The sequence below is a fragment of the Stenotrophomonas panacihumi genome, from assembly GCF_001431645.1.
Taxonomy (GTDB): Bacteria; Pseudomonadota; Gammaproteobacteria; order Xanthomonadales; family Xanthomonadaceae; genus Stenotrophomonas_A; species Stenotrophomonas_A panacihumi.
The window spans coordinates 127,756-145,176 of the sequence record NZ_LLXU01000058.1 but is presented as its reverse complement, the minus strand read 5'-3'; the positions used below and the strand labels follow the sequence as shown (position 1 = coordinate 145,176).

General features: G+C 63.2%; 7 protein-coding genes. All 7 read right to left on the bottom strand.

Annotated elements, in window-relative coordinates; genetic code table 11:
• Nucleotides 1-3: 3 nt before the first annotated feature.
• Complete coding sequence (locus tag ARC20_RS05530; RefSeq protein WP_057645532.1) at nt 4-6,345, bottom strand: DEAD/DEAH box helicase; 6,342 nt, start codon at nt 6,343-6,345, stop codon at nt 4-6.
• A gap of 1 nt (nt 6,346) precedes the next feature.
• Nucleotides 6,347-7,606: a type II toxin-antitoxin system HipA family toxin gene (locus ARC20_RS05525; protein ID WP_057645529.1), complete on the bottom strand. Its 1,260-nt coding sequence runs from the start codon at nt 7,604-7,606 to the stop codon at nt 6,347-6,349.
• An 18-nt stretch (nt 7,607-7,624) separates the two neighbouring features.
• Nucleotides 7,625-7,960 (bottom strand): helix-turn-helix transcriptional regulator, encoded by a 336-nt coding sequence (locus ARC20_RS05520; protein ID WP_057645527.1) that lies wholly within the window; start codon nt 7,958-7,960, stop codon nt 7,625-7,627.
• Between the two features lie 201 nt (nt 7,961-8,161).
• The gene (locus ARC20_RS05515) at nt 8,162-9,829 is read right to left on the bottom strand and encodes a tetratricopeptide repeat protein (RefSeq protein WP_108143282.1); all 1,668 of its coding nucleotides are present in this window, start codon (nt 9,827-9,829) and stop codon (nt 8,162-8,164) included.
• On the bottom strand, nt 9,826-12,531 hold the full coding sequence (locus ARC20_RS05510) for an NERD domain-containing protein (RefSeq protein WP_202595431.1): 2,706 nt from the start codon (nt 12,529-12,531) through the stop codon (nt 9,826-9,828). Before ARC20_RS05510 ends, ARC20_RS05515 begins: the two co-directional genes overlap by 4 nt.
• 37 nt (nt 12,532-12,568) lie before the next feature.
• Entirely contained in the window at nt 12,569-14,110 is a 1,542-nt protein-coding gene (locus ARC20_RS18195; RefSeq protein ID WP_146165785.1) for a hypothetical protein, read from the bottom strand.
• Nucleotides 14,111-14,270: 160 nt separating this feature from the next.
• Entirely contained in the window at nt 14,271-17,396 is a 3,126-nt protein-coding gene (locus tag ARC20_RS05500; protein ID WP_057645519.1) for a DEAD/DEAH box helicase, read from the bottom strand.
• Nucleotides 17,397-17,421 lie beyond the last annotated feature (25 nt).

The window sequence follows — 17,421 nt, the reverse complement described above, 5'->3', positions numbered from 1 at the left end:
TCATCACTGCTTCAGCAAGCCGGCAAGATCGCCAGCACCCATTCCCTGGTCCAACACCCTCACCCGCCATCCAGCGGCTTCGAATACATCCCGGCCAACATCGTCGATCAACAGCGCCACCTTGAGATCGGGCCAGGCAAGCTCTGCCTGTGCAACCACCCTGTCCGCGTCGTCCAGGAGTTCATAACCCACGTTCGGACAGTCAGCGGCAGCCTCCATGGCGGCCTGCAACACCCCTTGGGCCTCGGGCAGTGCGTCCGCCATGGCCGCCTCCCATTCGGGAGTCATGTCGCCGAGCTTCCGATAGGCTGGCGCGGCTTCCAGGGAACCAAGGAGTGCACCGGAGTCCGCGGACATCCAGGCGTTGGCCAGCGGCAACAGCAGGTTGGCTGCATGCCACCACTGCTGCCAGAAACGGCGACGTTGCCCATCGTCAAGCGTCGGCACATCCGCCCAGCAGAGGACGACCAGTGGCTGTCGCTCACGTGATCCAGGCTTGGCCGCGAACTGCGGCAACTCGCTGCGTCGCATCTGCACGCCAAGACCGATCTGCCCCGGTTCCGACATCCAGCATCGCCCGAGGTCGGCACCTTTCGGCCACGCGAAACCCTTCACTGCCTGCAGCGCGAGCACGGCCTGAGAATCGAGGAGCGGCTGGAAGGTCGGGGCGGCCAGTGGCTGGGCGCCAAGGCGCAGCGACAGCACCGCGGCAAGCCTGACCATTGCGTCATCCGTGGCAGCCATGCTTCCTGCGATGCGTGCATGCAATTGTTCGAAGGCGGTCAGCGCATGGAACGATCTCAATGCATCGGCATCGAGCAAGGTATAGGTCGGCCCCGAATCCCGGCCGGTGCCGGAGGGCGGCAACGCCTGCGCCCAAAGCGTCTCCGGCACAGCCCCCCCTGGCTCAAGGGCAGCCGTGATGTCATCTGAGGTCAGCGACCAGACGCTGAATTTGCCGCTCCTGGCCACCGCCATCCGCTTGGCGATGTCGTCGCCCATCCGATCCTTGTGGAATCGCCAGCCATCCAGGAACACCGCGACGGGCAGGATGCCGTCGATGTTCTGCGGCCACAGCACGAAGTCCGGCTTGCACGGGATGACAACGCCTCGATCCGGTCCCAGCTCGACCTGCGGTTCCACCATCCACACGCGATCGCCAGCCTGCAGCAAGTAGCCCGGCTTTCCGCGAACGACCTCGTCACGCACCTCGAGCCGCGCCGCGCCGCCAGCAGGCTTGCGACGGAGCGCTTCGATGAAGCGACGCTCCAATTCGCTGTCGAACAGGCTGTTCTTTGCCACCACATCACCGATCGTGGCGACAGGTTTCAACTCGGCCTGGTGCCCGAGGATCTCCTGGAGCAGGCCCGCCGCGGTACGTCGTGAGACGTGCTTGCGCTCCGAGCTGTTGTGATAGCCGTAGAGGCAGCGATAGCAACCATCACGGTTCTCATCAGCAACACAGCTGCAGCCTTGCAGACCCACAAGCGCCAAGCGCAGTACTTCGAACAACGGCGCCGGATCGCGCATCAGCTCCTTCAGATAGCCCGTGCCACCGGGGACGCTGTCGTAGATCACCAGATACTGCCGAGGCGACTCTTCCCCCTGGGCCAGGCGGACATCGCGAGCAATGCGCAGGTGGTCGACCGAGCCCCGGAATCGCTGTTCCAAGCCCATCTGCAGCGCGGCGATGAAGGAATGGACGCTTTCGTCCGAGCCACCAAAACGCGACTCAGGCAAGAACAGTCGGATGCCCTCGCTGTCGAATTCGCGGTAGAGGAACACGCACTCCTGGACGGCCAGCATTTCCTCCTTGCGCCTGGAGCAGTACAGCGCGTGATTCTTCCAGGCATCCTCGCGGCGCCGATTGCGCTGCAAGGTCCCGCATTCGGCACAGATCCGGAATCCCGGCTTGCGGGTGTCGTTGCCGGCAATCTGGATCGGCTCGCCGTCGCCTGTCTGCTGGCCGAAGTTCACTTCGCGGAACTGCACCCGTTCCAGGAACTCGAACGCGAAAGGGAAGCTGTCGTCCTCCACCGCCCAGGCCTGGCGCACGGCACCTGGAGGCACGTCCAGCAAGGCCTGGCGGACGTAGAACTTGCGGTCGCGATCATCGGCGTCATCGCCAATCCGGCTGTTGCTGTCATAGGTGCGGGCGTACACCTTGCTCAGGCGCAACATGGTCTGCACGCGCCCGGCATCGCTCCACATGGGGTCGGCGCACCGGGGGCAGGCGCTCAGCGGCTCGCTGCTCGTCTCCGGTTCGCTGTACGAGCAACTGCGGCAGAAGCGCCACTTCTGCGGCTTGTCGCGGGCGACGTCGACCTGCTCGATGGTGACCTTGCGCCCTTCCGCATAGAACACGCTCTCGGGTGCCAGCTCGGTAATCGCACTGGCCCCGGGGCGTTCGTACTCGAACGTCAACACCCGCTGTTCGGCCGAGGCGACCACCTTCTTGTCATCGCGAATGATCACCGAATGCAGTAGAACGCCCTGTTCGGGGAACGCGTAGTTGGGCAACAGGCCTTCATCGGTGAGGAACTGCAGCGTGTCGCGCGAGTCGATGCCCGCCAGCAGCCGGGTCAACGCGGCCTTCTCCAGCTTGAGTTCCTGCAACTCCTCGTCATCCGACGCTCCGCGTGCATCCAGCCCTTCGATGCGGGCGATCTCCGCCTCGACCCGGGTGCGCCGACGCTTCAGGTCATCCACGTCGCGGATGACCGCGAACACCCGGTTGAGCACCTTCCAAGGCAGGGACCCGGTATCGGTGGAGCCACCCTCGATGAAGCGCCGCAGGTAGTCTTCGCTTTCCATGGTCAGGGGCGTACTCCCCTGCCTGAACAGTTCGATGAAGCCATCGATCAGCGTGGCCTGGTTCTGATGCAGGTAGTCCAGCCAGGGATGCGGAAATTTCGACTGCGTCTGGTTGCGGACCGCGGAGAGCACATCGCCAAGCCGAGGTGGAATCTTTGCCGCTTCGCCGCGTTCCCGCACCCAGTTGTCCAGCGAGAACGCGGCCAACTGCCGCTCCAGCACGGCAGAGGCATTGAGGAACACGCCGGGTGAGTCGACGTGTCCGGCCAGCATCTCGCGTGGATTGGCCCAGAAGTACAGGTCATGCGGGCGGCCCGCAGCCACGGTGCCCATGAATGCGTTGCCGGTCTTGCGGCCGGCGCGACCGGCCCGTTGCAGGTAGTTGGCTTGCGCTGGCGGGACCGAGCACATCAACACCGCCGACAGGTCGCCGATGTCGATGCCCATTTCCAGCGTCGGCGTGGCCGACAGCACATTGACCTTGCCGTTCTTGAAGTCGGCTTCGACCTGTTCGCGCATGGCGCGATCCAGCAGGCCCGTGTGCTCGCGCGCCCGGATCCGCTGCACATCGGCAGACAGATACAGCTCGCGGTAGAACATTGGGACCTCATCTGCGTGCAGTCGGTACTGGCCCCCGCACGCCAGGCGGCGGCATGGCGTGCCGTCCAGGCCGGCCTCTAGGTGATCCATGACGGCGTTGCGGCAGGTATCGCAACGCCATTCCGCCGCCGCATCCAGCAGATGCAACGCCTGCGGCCGCAGCCCCCACACCAGCGTGCCCTGGCGCTCCGACTCCAGCGCCTCGGCAACACCGACATCGGCCAACGCCTGCAGCGTGATGCGGTAGACATCGGCCAGTACCGAATCCTCGATCAGGGCCGCTCTAGCCAGGCCTTCGAGGGACTTGAACGCCCAGTCGCGGTAGAAGCCGGTATCCTCGCCCGTCACTGGATCGCAATCGTTGTAGGGCAACAGCGACAGGAAGCGTGGCCGACGCGGCGTCTTCAACATCGCATACTCGGCCGGATTGTTGGCCCGATAGACGAAGATATTGCAACCGTGGCGCGCATAGGCCTGCAGGAACTCGTCCCACACCGCGCCCACGCGCCGCATGCGCGCCAACAGCCCTTGCAGGAATACCTTGGCTTCGGCATCGGTCACCGCCCGCAGCGCATCGACTTTCTCGCGCCATGTGGCCGCGGCGGCTGACGCTGCAGCCGCAAGCGCCTCGGCATCGACCACGACTGCCGCCGTGCGGGTACGCGGCAAGGTACGCCCCACATGGGCGTCCTGGGCGAACTCGCCCAGCATCGCCCAAGTCAGGCCACGCCGGACCAGCTGCTGCAGGTAGTTCCCCTCAGGCAACACATCCTCGTGCAGCAGCTTGTCGTAGTCGCGCAGCCAAGCGATGGACGGCGGCAGGAAGGTCTTGATGTAGTCCTTTTCCCCCAGCCGGCTTTGCCACTGCTTGTCGAACGCGCCGGGCAACGTGGCCAGGCTCAGCGGTGCTCCTTTCGCCACCGCCTCGTGGATGACCTGTGCCATCGCCGGCCGCAGGTTCAAGCGCCAGGTTCGAGCCTCGAAGAAGCCGGCGCGATGCGCCGCGTCCTGCACGGAATCCGAGAATGCGATCAGCTTCTTGTCGCCGTTGTACGGGCTGCCGAACAGTTGTCCCACGCTCACGCTGGCCAGGCTCGCCGCCTGCGCACCGACGATGGTCAGGGTGCGGTCGCCATCGCAGTACGGACAATCGTGGTGCGACTTGGTGAAGGGCGCGCCGTTGCGTCGGCCCTGGCGCTGGTTGGCGGCCAGGTCGATTGCCAACAGTGACTTCGATCCACAGTGATTGCAGTCCTGGGCGTCGCGAGGATTGAGGGTGCCGCATTCGCTGCAAGCCTGCTTGCGCTCGAGTTGCTTCGGATCGATGGGCGTCTCGCCCATGGCCGGAAACAGGAAACGCGTCCCGAGATCCAGTCCGAAGAATGCGGTGTAGAAGCCCTGCAGATCGCTCTTGAGACGATTCCGGTCGGTGGAGCTGACCACGGCACCCCAGCCCATGGCATGGCAATCCCGGCAGTGGATCAAGGGCAGATACACGCCGGTATCGCTGCCGGCCAGATCGTCCGAGTGCACCAGCCGGGGCTGGCCGGACAAACTCGCGACCATGCGGCGCAGTTCGCGCAACCACAACTCCACGCGTGCCGACAGGAACGGCCGGCGCCGGCCGCTGTCGTCTTCCGACGCTGCCGCGTGAGACACCAGCGTCAATAGACTCAGCAGCCAACGCCTCGGATAATCGGCCGGTGCATCGCTTCGATCACGGAGACGACCGCCGATCGCGTCCTCCAGATCCGCCAGCGCGACGGCCCTGCCGCCCAGGCGATGCAGGTCGCGCAACAGGTTCTGGAAGGCGACGTGCTGCTTCAGCTGCGCGCCCAGGCGGGCCTGGAACTGGACGTCCTGCACGTCTACTTTATCGTCGACATCGAACCAGAGTGCGTACTGCTCGGCGATGTAATCGCTTGCATCACGCTTGCCCGGTGTCAGCCTCACGTAGTCGGCAGCCGTGGGCATGCGCATGAACTCGACCGCGTCGTTGGCCAGATACTCGGCGACCGATTCGCGGTCCTCGCCGATCACAGCGTGGTCGTCGAAGACTTCGCCGAACACGTCACCGGCAAAAGCGAGCAGGCGTTCCTGCCCATCGGTGCCCAGCGTGGCCGAGGTGCCCACGCAGGCCAACGCCCCTGGCGGCGTGCGCAGGCGCGCCTTGAGCCGGCGGATCAGACAGGCCAGATCGGTGCCCTGCGCACCGTCGAAGGTATGCAGCTCGTCCACCACCAGGAAGCGCAACGTGTCCGGTGCGTTGTGCCGCCACAGCACCGAGTCGCGGGCACGGATCAGCAGGAAGTCGAGCATCTTGTAGTTGGTCAACAGGATGTCTGGCGGTTCTTCCCGCAGGCGGTCGCGCTCGGTGATCACCGTAAAACGGCCATCGTCGAGCTGACGCACCGTGGTGCTCTTCTCGCCGGGCTCATCGCCTACGTAGAGTCCCGCGGTGATGCCGGCAAAAGCCTCGCGCGCCAGAATCTCCTTGGCCAGTCGACTGGCCTGGTCGGTGGCGAGCGCGTTCATCGGGTAGATCAGGATCGCCTTGATGCCACGCTTGCCTGCGGCCCGCTGCTGCCGGCAGTGCTCCAGTACCGGGTAGAGAAAGCACTCGGTCTTGCCCGAGCCGGTGCCGGTCGCGATCAGCGTGGACTTCGGTGCATCGCCCACCAGGCGTTCGAAGGCGCGTGCCTGGTGCGCGTGCGGGACAAAGCCCCTCTCCAGCCAGTCGAATACCGGTTTGCCCGCGTATTTGCGGAACGGCAGACCGATGCTGACGTACGGTCCCTGTGCCAGCTTGCCGGGCGTGGCGAGGAAGTCCGCCATCACGGTTTCGAACCCGGGCGTGGTCGCCGGGAACGTCGTCGCCAGGAAATCCTCGACCCCCTGGCGCACTTGCTCGGCGACAATCAACGGCTGCATGTCATTCGCGCTCCATCGTTGTCTGGAAGCCCGGGTACACGAACGCCCCGGCGATCCGGTCGCAATCGGCTTCACTGACCCCGGCGGCACGCGTGGTGGCGAACCATTGCGCCTGCACCGTCTCACGCATCGCTTCGACCAGCGCCGCCGCATCGCCAGGGCGCAGCCCGAAGCGGGTGGCTTGCGAGAGCAGGTTCTGCGCGGTGGCCGCGCGACCAAAGTCGCCGACGGTCAGCGCCAGGTCGCGACGCTCGATGCTGACCTGCGGATTGGGCGTGAGGTCATAGGCCGGCGCCAGCTGCCAGTGGCGATCTCGCGCCAGCAAGGCGTGGTTGCGCGGGTGATCGTCGTTGTTGGAGATCAGGGCGTTGAAGCACATCCGCCGGAACAACTCCTGCACGTCCTTCTCGGCCTCAAGGCAGGCGCGCCGCACCTCCTCGGCCAGCAGCAAATAGGACCAGCGCGGTCGATCCTGATAGCCCTCGTCCGCGCGCAGCAAGCTCAAGCCGCTGACCATGCGGTGGCGAAAGTATCCCCGCTCGGTCTTGTCGCGATCGAAACGACGCACCAGCAGCACGTCGCGCCCGCCGACCGACACGACCTTGCTCTGCGCCACGTCGAGCCCGCACCGGGCCGCCAGCCGCAGCATGGCGTGTTCGACCCGCGCCATGTTCCAGCGATCGTCCTTGAGGTTGAACTTGGCCAGCCACAGCTCTCCATTGTCCTCGACCACCACTTTCGGGCGCGCACCGCCCATCGAGGTGCCGGCACGCATCAACTCGGCGACCTGCACCGCCGTGACATCCGTGCGCGCCGCCTCGTCGAGCAGGGCCTCGGCAATCTGCTGCAACCGCGCCAGTGCCAAGGTCTGGTTGTACTCGCGGCGCGGCGCGGGCGGCTGCACCCCCAGGCCGAAGCCCAGCGCGCCGGCACGATCATCGGCTGACTCCAACAGGTACCCCAGCTCGTCCGCCGGCGGCCTGCCGGCGTGGCGCTCGATCACCAGCCGTCCCCAGTAGTCCGGCCCGGCGTCGCGCAGCACGCCGAACACGCCCTTGTGATGCGTGGTCCGGTACTCGCGTTCGCCCAGGCGCAGTTCGACCGGGTCGAACTCCACCGCATCGTCGCGCTGCAGGTAGCGGCGGCCATAAACGAAGCGCCCGACCGGCACGCCGTCGCGGCCGGCATCCAGCTCGAACCGGCCCGCGGTGACCGCCTCCTCCTGTCCGGGCAAGGTGATGTAGACGAAGCATTCGCTCATGGCCGGCCTGCCTCGTCCTCAGAAATCGTTGTCGAGCTTGCGGCGTGGCCGGGCGCGCTCGCGGCGGTCGGCCAGCGCATGGCCAACCTCGTCCGTACCCGGTGCCGCCAGCGGATCGACCTGTTGCAGCAGGTCATAGGCCCACAGCAGCGCGAAGTAGGTGGCGATGGCGGTGGCGGGTTTGCCTTTCTCGGCATCGGCCACCGCGCGCGGCCCGGTGCCGATCTTCTCGGCCACCTGGGCCACGGTGAGATTGCGCCGCAGACGCGCCGATTTCAGGTTCGCACCGAGGCGCTGCAGCGCGGCCTCCACCTCCAGCGGGGGCGTAGTGCGCAGGAGATTGGTCCTTGCCATGCGCTTTAACGGGCTAATAAATTGATATTTAATGCGTTATAAGGCCTATTTCAGGAAAAGGCAAGAGATTGCCGCTGTCGCGTATCGCCCCTGAAGGCACAGGTCGAGGCCTGCACCTGCAAGCCCTACTCGATCATCGCCGGGCGTAAAGGTCAGTCTCTGGAGAGTGGCTGAAAGACGACTCCACCCGGCTGGGGTTGTTCATGCCGCCGCTCTCATCGCAATCACGCGCCACGCGAACTTGTCTTCCTTGGGATGCTTCTCATAGACAGCCACGGCAACTACGTCCTCGACGGCGTTATCGATTGCTTCGACTAACCGATGCGAAACGTAGACACCGTCCACGAAAGCGAACCCCTTCGGGTTGCGGAGAAGCTGGCCCGTTACACGCTTCACCACCTTGTCTGACACTTCTCCACGCTCGGCCTGCAGTGCGTCAAGTCGGTCATTCTTGGGGTTACGAACCAGCCCCAGTCGAACACCATCGCCAACGGACAGGGTATTGTCCGCTGGCCCGTCAACGCCAAGCACTTCGCCGCCTCCAACAACATAGACCTTCAAGCGTTCGGAGGCGGTGGCTTCACGCACGACGAAGCCAGCGCCCTGCTCGAGACAATCCCAACGCGCCCCTTCGGTTCTGCTGGAAACATGGACGATGGTTTGCCTGTCTTCGCCATCCTGGCGACCGATGACGACCGTCAACGGCGCACCAACCTCAAACTTCAGCTTCTTCATGCCTGGGCCGACCAGACTCCAGGTGCGGCCTTTATCGTCCTGGACGGCGAATCTCGGCAGCGGCCTCGGCTTCCAGCCAGGACGCGGGTCCTTGGGGGTATGTGGGACTAGAAGACCGAGGTAGTTCGCAGCCTTCGTTTCCACCACGTCGAAGCAGAGTGCCAGTGCTGCAGGCGAGTGGCGACCATAGAATTCTTTCGGATTCTCGGCTCCTTCAGCAGATGGGTCGTACCAAGGCTTGGCGATCAGCGCTTCCATCTCCCGTCCGACCGGCCAGCCTTCAGAATGGCGGACATCAATGGTGATGGCGACCTCGCGACTGGCTTGGGCGTACTCCTCTTGCTCAGCCAGCAACTCGGCCAGTTCGCGATGTGCCCTTACCAGGAACTTGGATTCAGCAGGGCATTCAAGCGCACGGCAAAAGCACGACAGGGCAAGTTCAGGCTGCTCGGACCGGTACAACCTTCCTGCCTCAGCCCAAACCCAGAACTCATTCCGCTTAGCCTTGATGACGCTGGTCAAGAGCTCAGTGGCTCGCTGAAATTCGCCTCGCTGGCGAAACAGGATAGCCGCGTTCCAGTTCAACCAGAGCTCATAATCTCCCGGCGCGCGCTCCTTCGCTCCCTCAATCCACTCCAAGGCCATGCTCACATCTTCGTCAGTCGACGTGTCAGGATTGGCCTTGATCCATTTGCACAACGCGAGGGCAATTTTTGCGGCTAAAGAAGGGTACGTCTTTCCCTCGAACACATTTGGCTGCCAGTCTTCGTCGCGAAGTCCATCCGGCCTCAGCCAGTAGATTGTGTCCGCGTACTTCGGCAGCAAATGACCGATCTTGGTGATCTGCCCGACGATCATCGAACAGGCCATTTCTGGCACCCGGGGTTCGGACTGCTGGTACTCCACCCAGCGAATCCACACGAGGTTCATATCCTCAGAATTGGCACGCTGGCCAGCTTTCAACGCAGCTTCTATCCGGCCTACTGTCTGTTTGATCTCGGCAAAGGTTACCCATTCCAGCTGTGAGCGGACCTTGAAGTCATCGGGATGGACGGCAAGAATGCTCAAAGCTACCTCGCGGGCCTCTTTCAGTTGCCCGCCCTTGCGAAGCTTCTGGACATCCTGCCAATTCACAACAATGCTTCCTTGATCTGGTCCAACAGGCCCAAGTCACTGGCATGAAGCAGGCGCAAGCTGGAAACCAATCCCTGCTTGTCGAAGTTGGCCTCGATGGAGGCCCGTTCGTCATGACAGCGCACGACCGTGATGAGCAGTCGATAAGCAGACTCGGTCGCCGAAACAATCCTCCAGCCACAGCCCCCAAGTCGCGAACGAGCAGAACGAAGCAAGGACTCTGCCTCCGGCGAGTAGCCATTCACCTCAATACACGCTGATGCCACGTCGACAACCAGTGGCCAGAACGCGGCATCCTTGACGTGAATAGCAGTCACAACGTTCTTCCCGTTGTAGGGAATGCGAAGCTGACACTGCTCACCGTTCGGCCCGGCCAACTCGTACTGCTCCTGGTAGTTGTGGCACGCGGCCTTCGCCACTTTCCACCCAAGGGGTTCAACTGAGCTGGCGATGCGAAGCCATATGGCGACAGACTTGAGCACATCCCCGGATTGATCGAGCCCGGGCGGCAAGCTGCGTTGCTGATCCTTCTCCGAGACGATGCCGTTGGGCGTGAACGACCATCCCGCGCCGACCGAGATGTCGCTGGACACGCTACAGCCCCCGGCATTCCAAGTCGCTGAATCGAACGGATGGATGTCGGCAAAGTTCAGCAGCACCAGTTGGCGCTCGGCCACTGTGAGTGCCGAGTAGAGCCAACGGAAGAACCCCTCCGAATGCAGACCGGCCGAATGTTCGCAGTTCACATAGCAGACCGGCTGCGACATACCTTGGGCATGATGGACCGTCGTTGCGTATCCATAACGCACGTAGGCAAAATCTGGCGCAGGTGGCGGCACCATCGCCTGCTCAAAGCCAGGAAGCGCGTCCTGCTTCCCTTTCAAGACCTTCTCTCTCTCTTTCTTGATCGAATTCCGCCATACGCTCTCGGCGACGGCGGTTTCCTTATCCAACTCCGGCTTCTCCGCCGTCAGAAATTCCTCAAAGATTCCAAGTTGATACTCCGCCTTGGCGCCGAAGTCGAAATAAACGGAATGAAACCTGACCGGGTTGTTCTTTGCCCATTTCAGACCTTGCGTGTACTCGGTTCGGCCACCAACGCTCGCCACTGCCAATCGCCCGCCCGACTGCACCGAGAAGGTCGAACCAACCGAATCCTGCACATCCGGGCTGACATAGACTTCCAGCAAGTCACCTTCCTCAACGCTACCCAGCACCTTCTTGCCCCGCAGGCGCTCTCGCAGCCAACGCGTCAACGCATTGGCTTTGGCGTGCGTCTCGGCCAGACACCACACCGAATGCGGATCTTCGCGGTAGCGGTCAAGAATCTCGGCTGCTGCCTGCCTTGCACCATCCTTGTCGGTGATCCTGAACCTCTCATCGGAGGCAAGTTCCAGCGATGAAAACTTCTGTGTGCGAATGGCAGCCACAAGTCGCTCTGCGTTGTCGAGTGCCGCAGAGCCACCGGTCGTATCGATAATCTGGGTTAGCTCCAGCGTCTGATGCATCAGTCCACGTGACTTCTGGAAGCCACCGGTAAGCACCGACTCCTCTTCACCGGCACGCTGGATCTGGTAGGGATCCCCGAAGAACAGCGCTTTGCGCCTGGTCTTGCCCAGCCCGGCAAAGTCGAAGAAGTCTGCCAGCAGCTGTCCGCTTCCGTACTGCTTTCCATCTGGCGTAGTGAATCGCGAATTGCCAAGCAGGTGCGCATCATCCAACAGATAGATGCAGTCGTCATTGTCTTCGCACTGGCGTAGTGGAATGACCTTGAGCTTCTTCTGCTCACTGCTTGTATCCAGCTCTTCTTCCTCAACCGCACTCCCGATATACATATGGGCGTAGATGCTGCTGACCTCATATCCAGCCCACCTCGCTCCTTCTGCCAGGCGACGATTTGGCTCCAGGACAATGGCTTTCTTTCCCGTTTTCGTGATCTCCTCGCAAGCCTCCATCAGCAAGCGACTTTTTCCTGTGGACGTCATTCCGAGTACGGAGCAGGTCACCTTCTCATCAGACCCGATGACGCCACGCAGGGTTTGTAATGCCTCCTTCTGGTGCTCTGTCAGTGGGGTGCGCCCATGCGGTTGTATGGGGCGCGGTTCAATGGCGCGCACTCTCGGGCGGGTAGACGTCCACTCGATCGGCTGCGCGCCCAGTCGTTGGACAATCTCCAACGCCTCCTTTCTGTCAATACTGAGCTCTGGCGAAGCAAGGCCGTCCAACAGGGCCGCGCAGGTATCGAGATCGGTCGGATAGAGCCATGACCGAACCTTGGCCGGGAGCTCCAACCGGTCATCAATACCGCCCGAGAACACGACCCCAGCAGCGATATGCCCCAGATTGCGCCCCGCGAGAAGCGTCTTGGACTCCAGCCAGTTCAGGATCGAGAACTTGTTGTCACGAAGCTGTTGGTATGGATTGGCCTTCCGGCCGCCCTTGACCAGCACGCCGTCTGCCTGCCACGGACCGTTCTCGGTGCCGGTGAGCTTGCCACCGTGGCTCTTGAAGTCGGCCACCAGAATAGCCGATGGCAAGAGACATACCAGGTCGATCTCTGCACCGTTCCACATGGCGTTGGCGATCACCATGATCCAGTCGTCGCTTGTTGCCCAGCGGTCTTCCAGACGCTCCAGGAAGGCCTGAAGCATCAGGTTTTCGTGGCTTCGGCCGGCCTTCTCGCCGTAGACGAGAATGGTCATTTCCGTGCCATCAAGTTACGCAGATCCATGGTTCACCTCACCGGTCATCATCCCTATGCCTTTCGTCGACGCGCTCCCTTGGCAACACCGGATCCAGCGTTGCACTGCGCATCACGCTGCCGATATTCGCTGCGTTCTGGCTCAGGCCATAGGCGACGGAGAGTCGGTCAAACCCCGACTGCAGCTGACCAACGATGTCGTGCGGCCTGACCAGCTCCGAGACCTGGAACCTGACGCCAAGAACACTCATGGCCTCCCTGGCGATACGTTCGAATCGCTTTTGCAGCGATGGGATGCGACTTCCGCCGCCGCACAGGAACAGGCGCACGTTCTCTGACCGTTGGAATGCCGGGGACGTGGGATACGTTGCTTTTGCCGCGATGGTGGCCACATTGAACACTTCGGCCACCGAACTCAGGTAGAGCGATCGCCGGTTGCACACATCGTTGGGCGGACAATCGAGCTTTCGTCCGACCTCAGCGTCTGACAGAGAGGACTCACTGTCCGTCCAGACGAGACGGCTTTCCGCGCCGGACAGGGCCGCGATGAGGTAATGCGCCCCCAACCTGTCCACCTCGGAGGCGAAGATGGGCAGCAGTGCCTCGCCATCCTTCATGAACACGTTGAAGTAGGCGACGTCCAGCGTGCCCGCTCCTACATCGACCAGCGCATGCAGGTCATCCCTGCGCTCGGGCGACAGCAGGTAGGAGTACAACTGGCATGCGAACTCGGGGAAGACGTCAACGGCGGGCCTGTCGACCTGGTCCGTCATCCGCAAGGCCTCAAGTGCGACGGCTCGCGTCACCGGCGCTGGCATGCAGGCCAGCACTCTCGCGGCCTGCGCCACCGTCTTGAACGTCTCCGTGGTGACATCGCTATCCCACGACTTTGTCGGCAAACCGACATGCAGGCGCCATCTCACTCCCTTCTGTGCGTCGTGGCTTGTCCGTTGCAGCCACCTACTCACGTAACGGAATGCCAAAGCAATGAAGATCACAGCGTCTGCCATATCTTCATCACTGACCCGAGCTCCGGACGACAGCAGCTTGAGCTTGATTCCTTCGCAGACAGACCAGCCAGGTGCATTGGCCGCTCCCAGAACGCAACCTCCACCCCGCACTTCGCTGAAGACCGAAGCCAGCAAATGGTGATCTTCACCCTCGACAACGTCCGACCAGTCAACGGCGAAGTGACGGCCAGCCCAACGCACTACAGCCTTGGTGAATGCGGTTCCGAAATCGAGCCCAAGAATGGCGAGCTTGCCGTCCTTTTTTTCGATCACCGGCGGCAGTACCACAGAGCCGCGAGGGCGGGACATCCCGGCGGCAATCCGCAGATCACGCACGTCGGCCGAGGCCTCGCGCAATCGTTGGTGCAAGCGCTTCGCAACGGGTGCTGGGTCAACAGCCTGTGGAACGGGGGGCGGCACCGGACCAGCAACTCGAGGGACGGGGGCAGGCACCTCCGCCCGTTGCCGGGGTGGAGACACGGCGGATTTTTCCTTGCGCTTCTCGTAGCCGATCGAGGTGCCCTTTGTAACTTTCACCTCACTGCCGCCGCGCTTCCAGCTGCGAATCATCTGCTCACCACGTCTCTTGCCGTGGCTTCCATTAGTGCCGCTCACGGAGTCGACTACCGCTGGTGATGGTTCAGGCCTGGATGCCTTCCACTGCGCCATGAAGTCCGATGCGGCATCCCCCAGCGTCGGCGTCGATTTCCCCTTCCCCCTGTCCATCCGGTCAGCCCCTGATCCTGACGAATCCCGAAATCAATCCACTGCGCGTCACACTGGGTTGCTCTCGCTGATCCAGGCCGGCAACCGCCACATCATGCTTCTGGCGCAAGTCTCGGATCTGCCCCTCAGCCATCCTCCGGTAGTTGGCGCGATGCGATTCGGCCACCCGCTGCATCGCCAGTTCGAGCTTGCCGATACGGCGCTCCAGGTTGCGCGCCAGGCTTTCGCGCTGGATGCGGATGCGGTCGGCGTTCTCGGCCTGGAAGGCTCGCCTCGCTTCACGGAACTGGCGCAGCAATGCCGCCTTCGTGCTCTCCAGCAACTCGGCAGAAGCCTCCTTGTCTGGCAGGCACGGTCCGATGTCCACCCAGTCCCGGGTTTGTGTGCGCAATGCGTTGACCAGGTCGAAGCCGCTTTCCCCGCCGATCGGCTCGCCTCCGCGAACAGGAAGGAAGCATGCGCGAATGGTTTCCTCGCGTCGCGCACCTTCGAACTGCCAGATTTCTGCCGCAAAGGCGTAGTCACCCGGTGAGATGTCCAGCCCGAGTTGCGCCAGTTCCACCTCGGCGGCCACCACCAGGTCGCGATGCTGGCTGCGACTCTCATGGTCGGCGATCATGCGCACCAGCGGGTGGTACTGGTTGATCAGCTCATACTTGGCCGGATGCTCGCCGCGATTGACGTGGTTGCGGATCACCACCTCGCAATCGCCGCCGCTTTCCAGCTTCGAGCGTGGCAGCTGGCGGCCTTCCCGGAAGCGGATCAGCTTGGCGGTTGCGTCTGCGCCCAGGCGGATACTGCCCGTGGCGCCTCCGGGGTCCATCCGCATCGCGTAGCCGGGTGCGTTCTCCTCGAGATACTCGCGGATATGCAACTGCAAGTCCTGGTCGATGATGCGTCGCTGGGTGTCGTGCGCGTGCGAGACCTTGTTGCGCACGAACTCGCCCAGGCCGACGAAGTCGGCCTCGTGCTCTTGGATCTCGGCCATGTTGCGCCGGTTCTGCTCCATCACCGCGCGTGCCTGATCGATGCGCCGCTCCTGCTGCTCCGGGGTCAGATGGCCGCTGAGCAGGTCACGCGTCAGCAGGCTGATGCCATCCTGTAGCACGTCTTCCGTGCAGCCCAGCGCATCCTCAAACAGCTTCAGCTTCTCGAACAAGCGGGTCAGGATTCGATCGTCGATCGTGTCCTGATACACCAGATTGGCGATCGAGATGGCCTGCGCCTGCTGGCCGATGCGATCGATGCGGCCGATGCGCTGCTCCACCCGCATCGGGTTCCAGGGCAGGTCGTAATTGACCAGGAAGCGCATGAACTGCAGGTCCACGCCTTCTGCCGCGACTTCCGATGCCAGCAATACCTTGTAGCAATCGGACTGGCGGAACTCGTCGATGCGGGCCTGCTTGTCGTCGCCCCCCATCACCACCAGCGCCGGAATGCCCACCGCCTCCAACCGCTCCTTCAGGTAACCGAGCGTGTCCCGGAAGTAGCTGAAGACGATGACCTTCTCGCGTGGATAGTCGCGGGCGTACTCCCTCAGCAGCGCTTCGAGCTGTTCGTATTTGGAATCCTGGGCGCGCAACGCCTTCAGGTCGACATGGCCCACCAGCGCACGGGCGACATGCCCGGACACCGAGGTCAGGTCACTGGGCGCGATGTCTTCGCCGAAGGCGTCGTAAGCGAAAGCCTCGGCCTCTTCCCCGCTCCATTCGCCGGCACGCCCCAGCCAGCGCGATGCCGCCGCGAACATGCAGCTGGACATCTGCCGCTGCGGCGTGGCCAGCAGGAAGCCCTGAACCCCACCATGGTGCAGACCGTAGGAAATCACCGCTTCGGTCACCCGCTGGTAGAAGTCCTGCTCGAGGGTGGTCATCGGCACCGGGAAATTTCGCACCAAGCGTTCCACCCGGTTCTCAAGCACCTCGCGCTTGCGCGAGCGGACGATCACCTGCCCCAGCAGGTTGACGCGCTCCAGCCGGTGGTTCATCGCCACGCGCTCTTCCGGCGCCAGCACCTCGGCATCGTCACGTTCGCCCAAGCTCTCCTTGAGCAGCTTCAGGCTTTCGCTGTTGCGGAACAACCAATGCAGTTCGGCCTCGTCCAGTGCTTCGCGCACCATGCCGATGCTGGCCTCCGGCCGCTTGAGCTGGTTGGCCAAGCGCACCAGCGGCCGGTTGGCGCCGAGCACGTTCTCGAACTCCCCCTCGAAGCGGAACTGGTCCGGGTCCACCAGCGAGACCAGGTTGAACAGGTCGGTGCTGCGGTTGTTGACCGGCGTCGCCGAGAGCAGGACGAAGTACTCCGCCACCGGGCGCAGTAGCTGGCCGAGAAACGCTGAAGAGGTCTGGTGGTTGCGCAGGTAGTGCGCCTCGTCGATCACCACCAGGTCGAACAGGGTCTGGCCCTGGGCGTCATTGAGGTGGCGCGCCAGCCGCACGACCGCCGACTTGGTGTTCGCATCGTCATCGGTGGCGTCGGTCGGCGGCCGGATGCCCTGCAGGCTGCAGATGATGGCCGGCACCTTGGGCGCGGCCTCACCCTGCTGAAGGTGTTGCAACAGCTCACGGGCATTCATTACCTGGGCGGTGGTGCCGAAGCGGCGATACAGCTCCTGCTTCCACTTGTCGCACAGCACGGCCGGGCAAACCACCAACAGACGGGTGGCGTGGGTGCGGAAGCGCAGCTCGGTCCAGATCAGCCCGGCCTCGATGGTCTTGCCCAGGCCCACTTCATCGGCGATCAGCACGCCCTTGGACGGCGAGTCCAGCAGCGCAAGCAGCGGCTTGAACTGGTGCGGCATGAACTGGGTGTCGGTGGTATCCAGGCTGTAGATCATTTCCGACAGCTGGCCGGCCAGCTGGACCGAGGTCAAGCGCTTGCGCAGGTGTGCGGCACTGGCGAACTTGCCGGCCAGCACCTGTTCGCGGTCGTCGAGCTCGGTGTCGGCCGGCTCCAGGTCCTCGGCCATCTCGAAGCGCGGCTGCTGGCCCGGGAAGCGGACCTGCACCATCAAGCCGTCGCCATCGTCACGGGTGCGGCCGGTGGATTCGCCGATCAGGCCTGCGTCGTGGCACGAGCGGACCCGCGTTCCCGGCTGCGACAGGCTTATCTCGAACTCGGCTTGCGACATTAACCTCCCCCCATTCTGCGCAACC

What these genes read in the sequence shown, in the direction of transcription:
- ARC20_RS05530 (WP_057645532.1), bottom strand. Translation starts at nt 6,345, where the DNA reads ATGCAGCCGTTGATTGTCGCCGAGCAAGTGCGCCAGGGGGTCGAGGAT.
- ARC20_RS05500 (WP_057645519.1), bottom strand. Translation starts at nt 17,396, where the DNA reads ATGTCGCAAGCCGAGTTCGAGATAAGCCTGTCGCAGCCGGGAACGCGG.
- ARC20_RS18195 (WP_146165785.1), bottom strand. Translation starts at nt 14,110, where the DNA reads ATGATTCGCAGCTGGAAGCGCGGCGGCAGTGAGGTGAAAGTTACAAAG.
- ARC20_RS05520 (WP_057645527.1), bottom strand. Translation starts at nt 7,960, where the DNA reads ATGGCAAGGACCAATCTCCTGCGCACTACGCCCCCGCTGGAGGTGGAG.
- ARC20_RS05525 (WP_057645529.1), bottom strand. Translation starts at nt 7,606, where the DNA reads ATGAGCGAATGCTTCGTCTACATCACCTTGCCCGGACAGGAGGAGGCG.
- ARC20_RS05510 (WP_202595431.1), bottom strand. Translation starts at nt 12,531, where the DNA reads ATGACCATTCTCGTCTACGGCGAGAAGGCCGGCCGAAGCCACGAAAAC.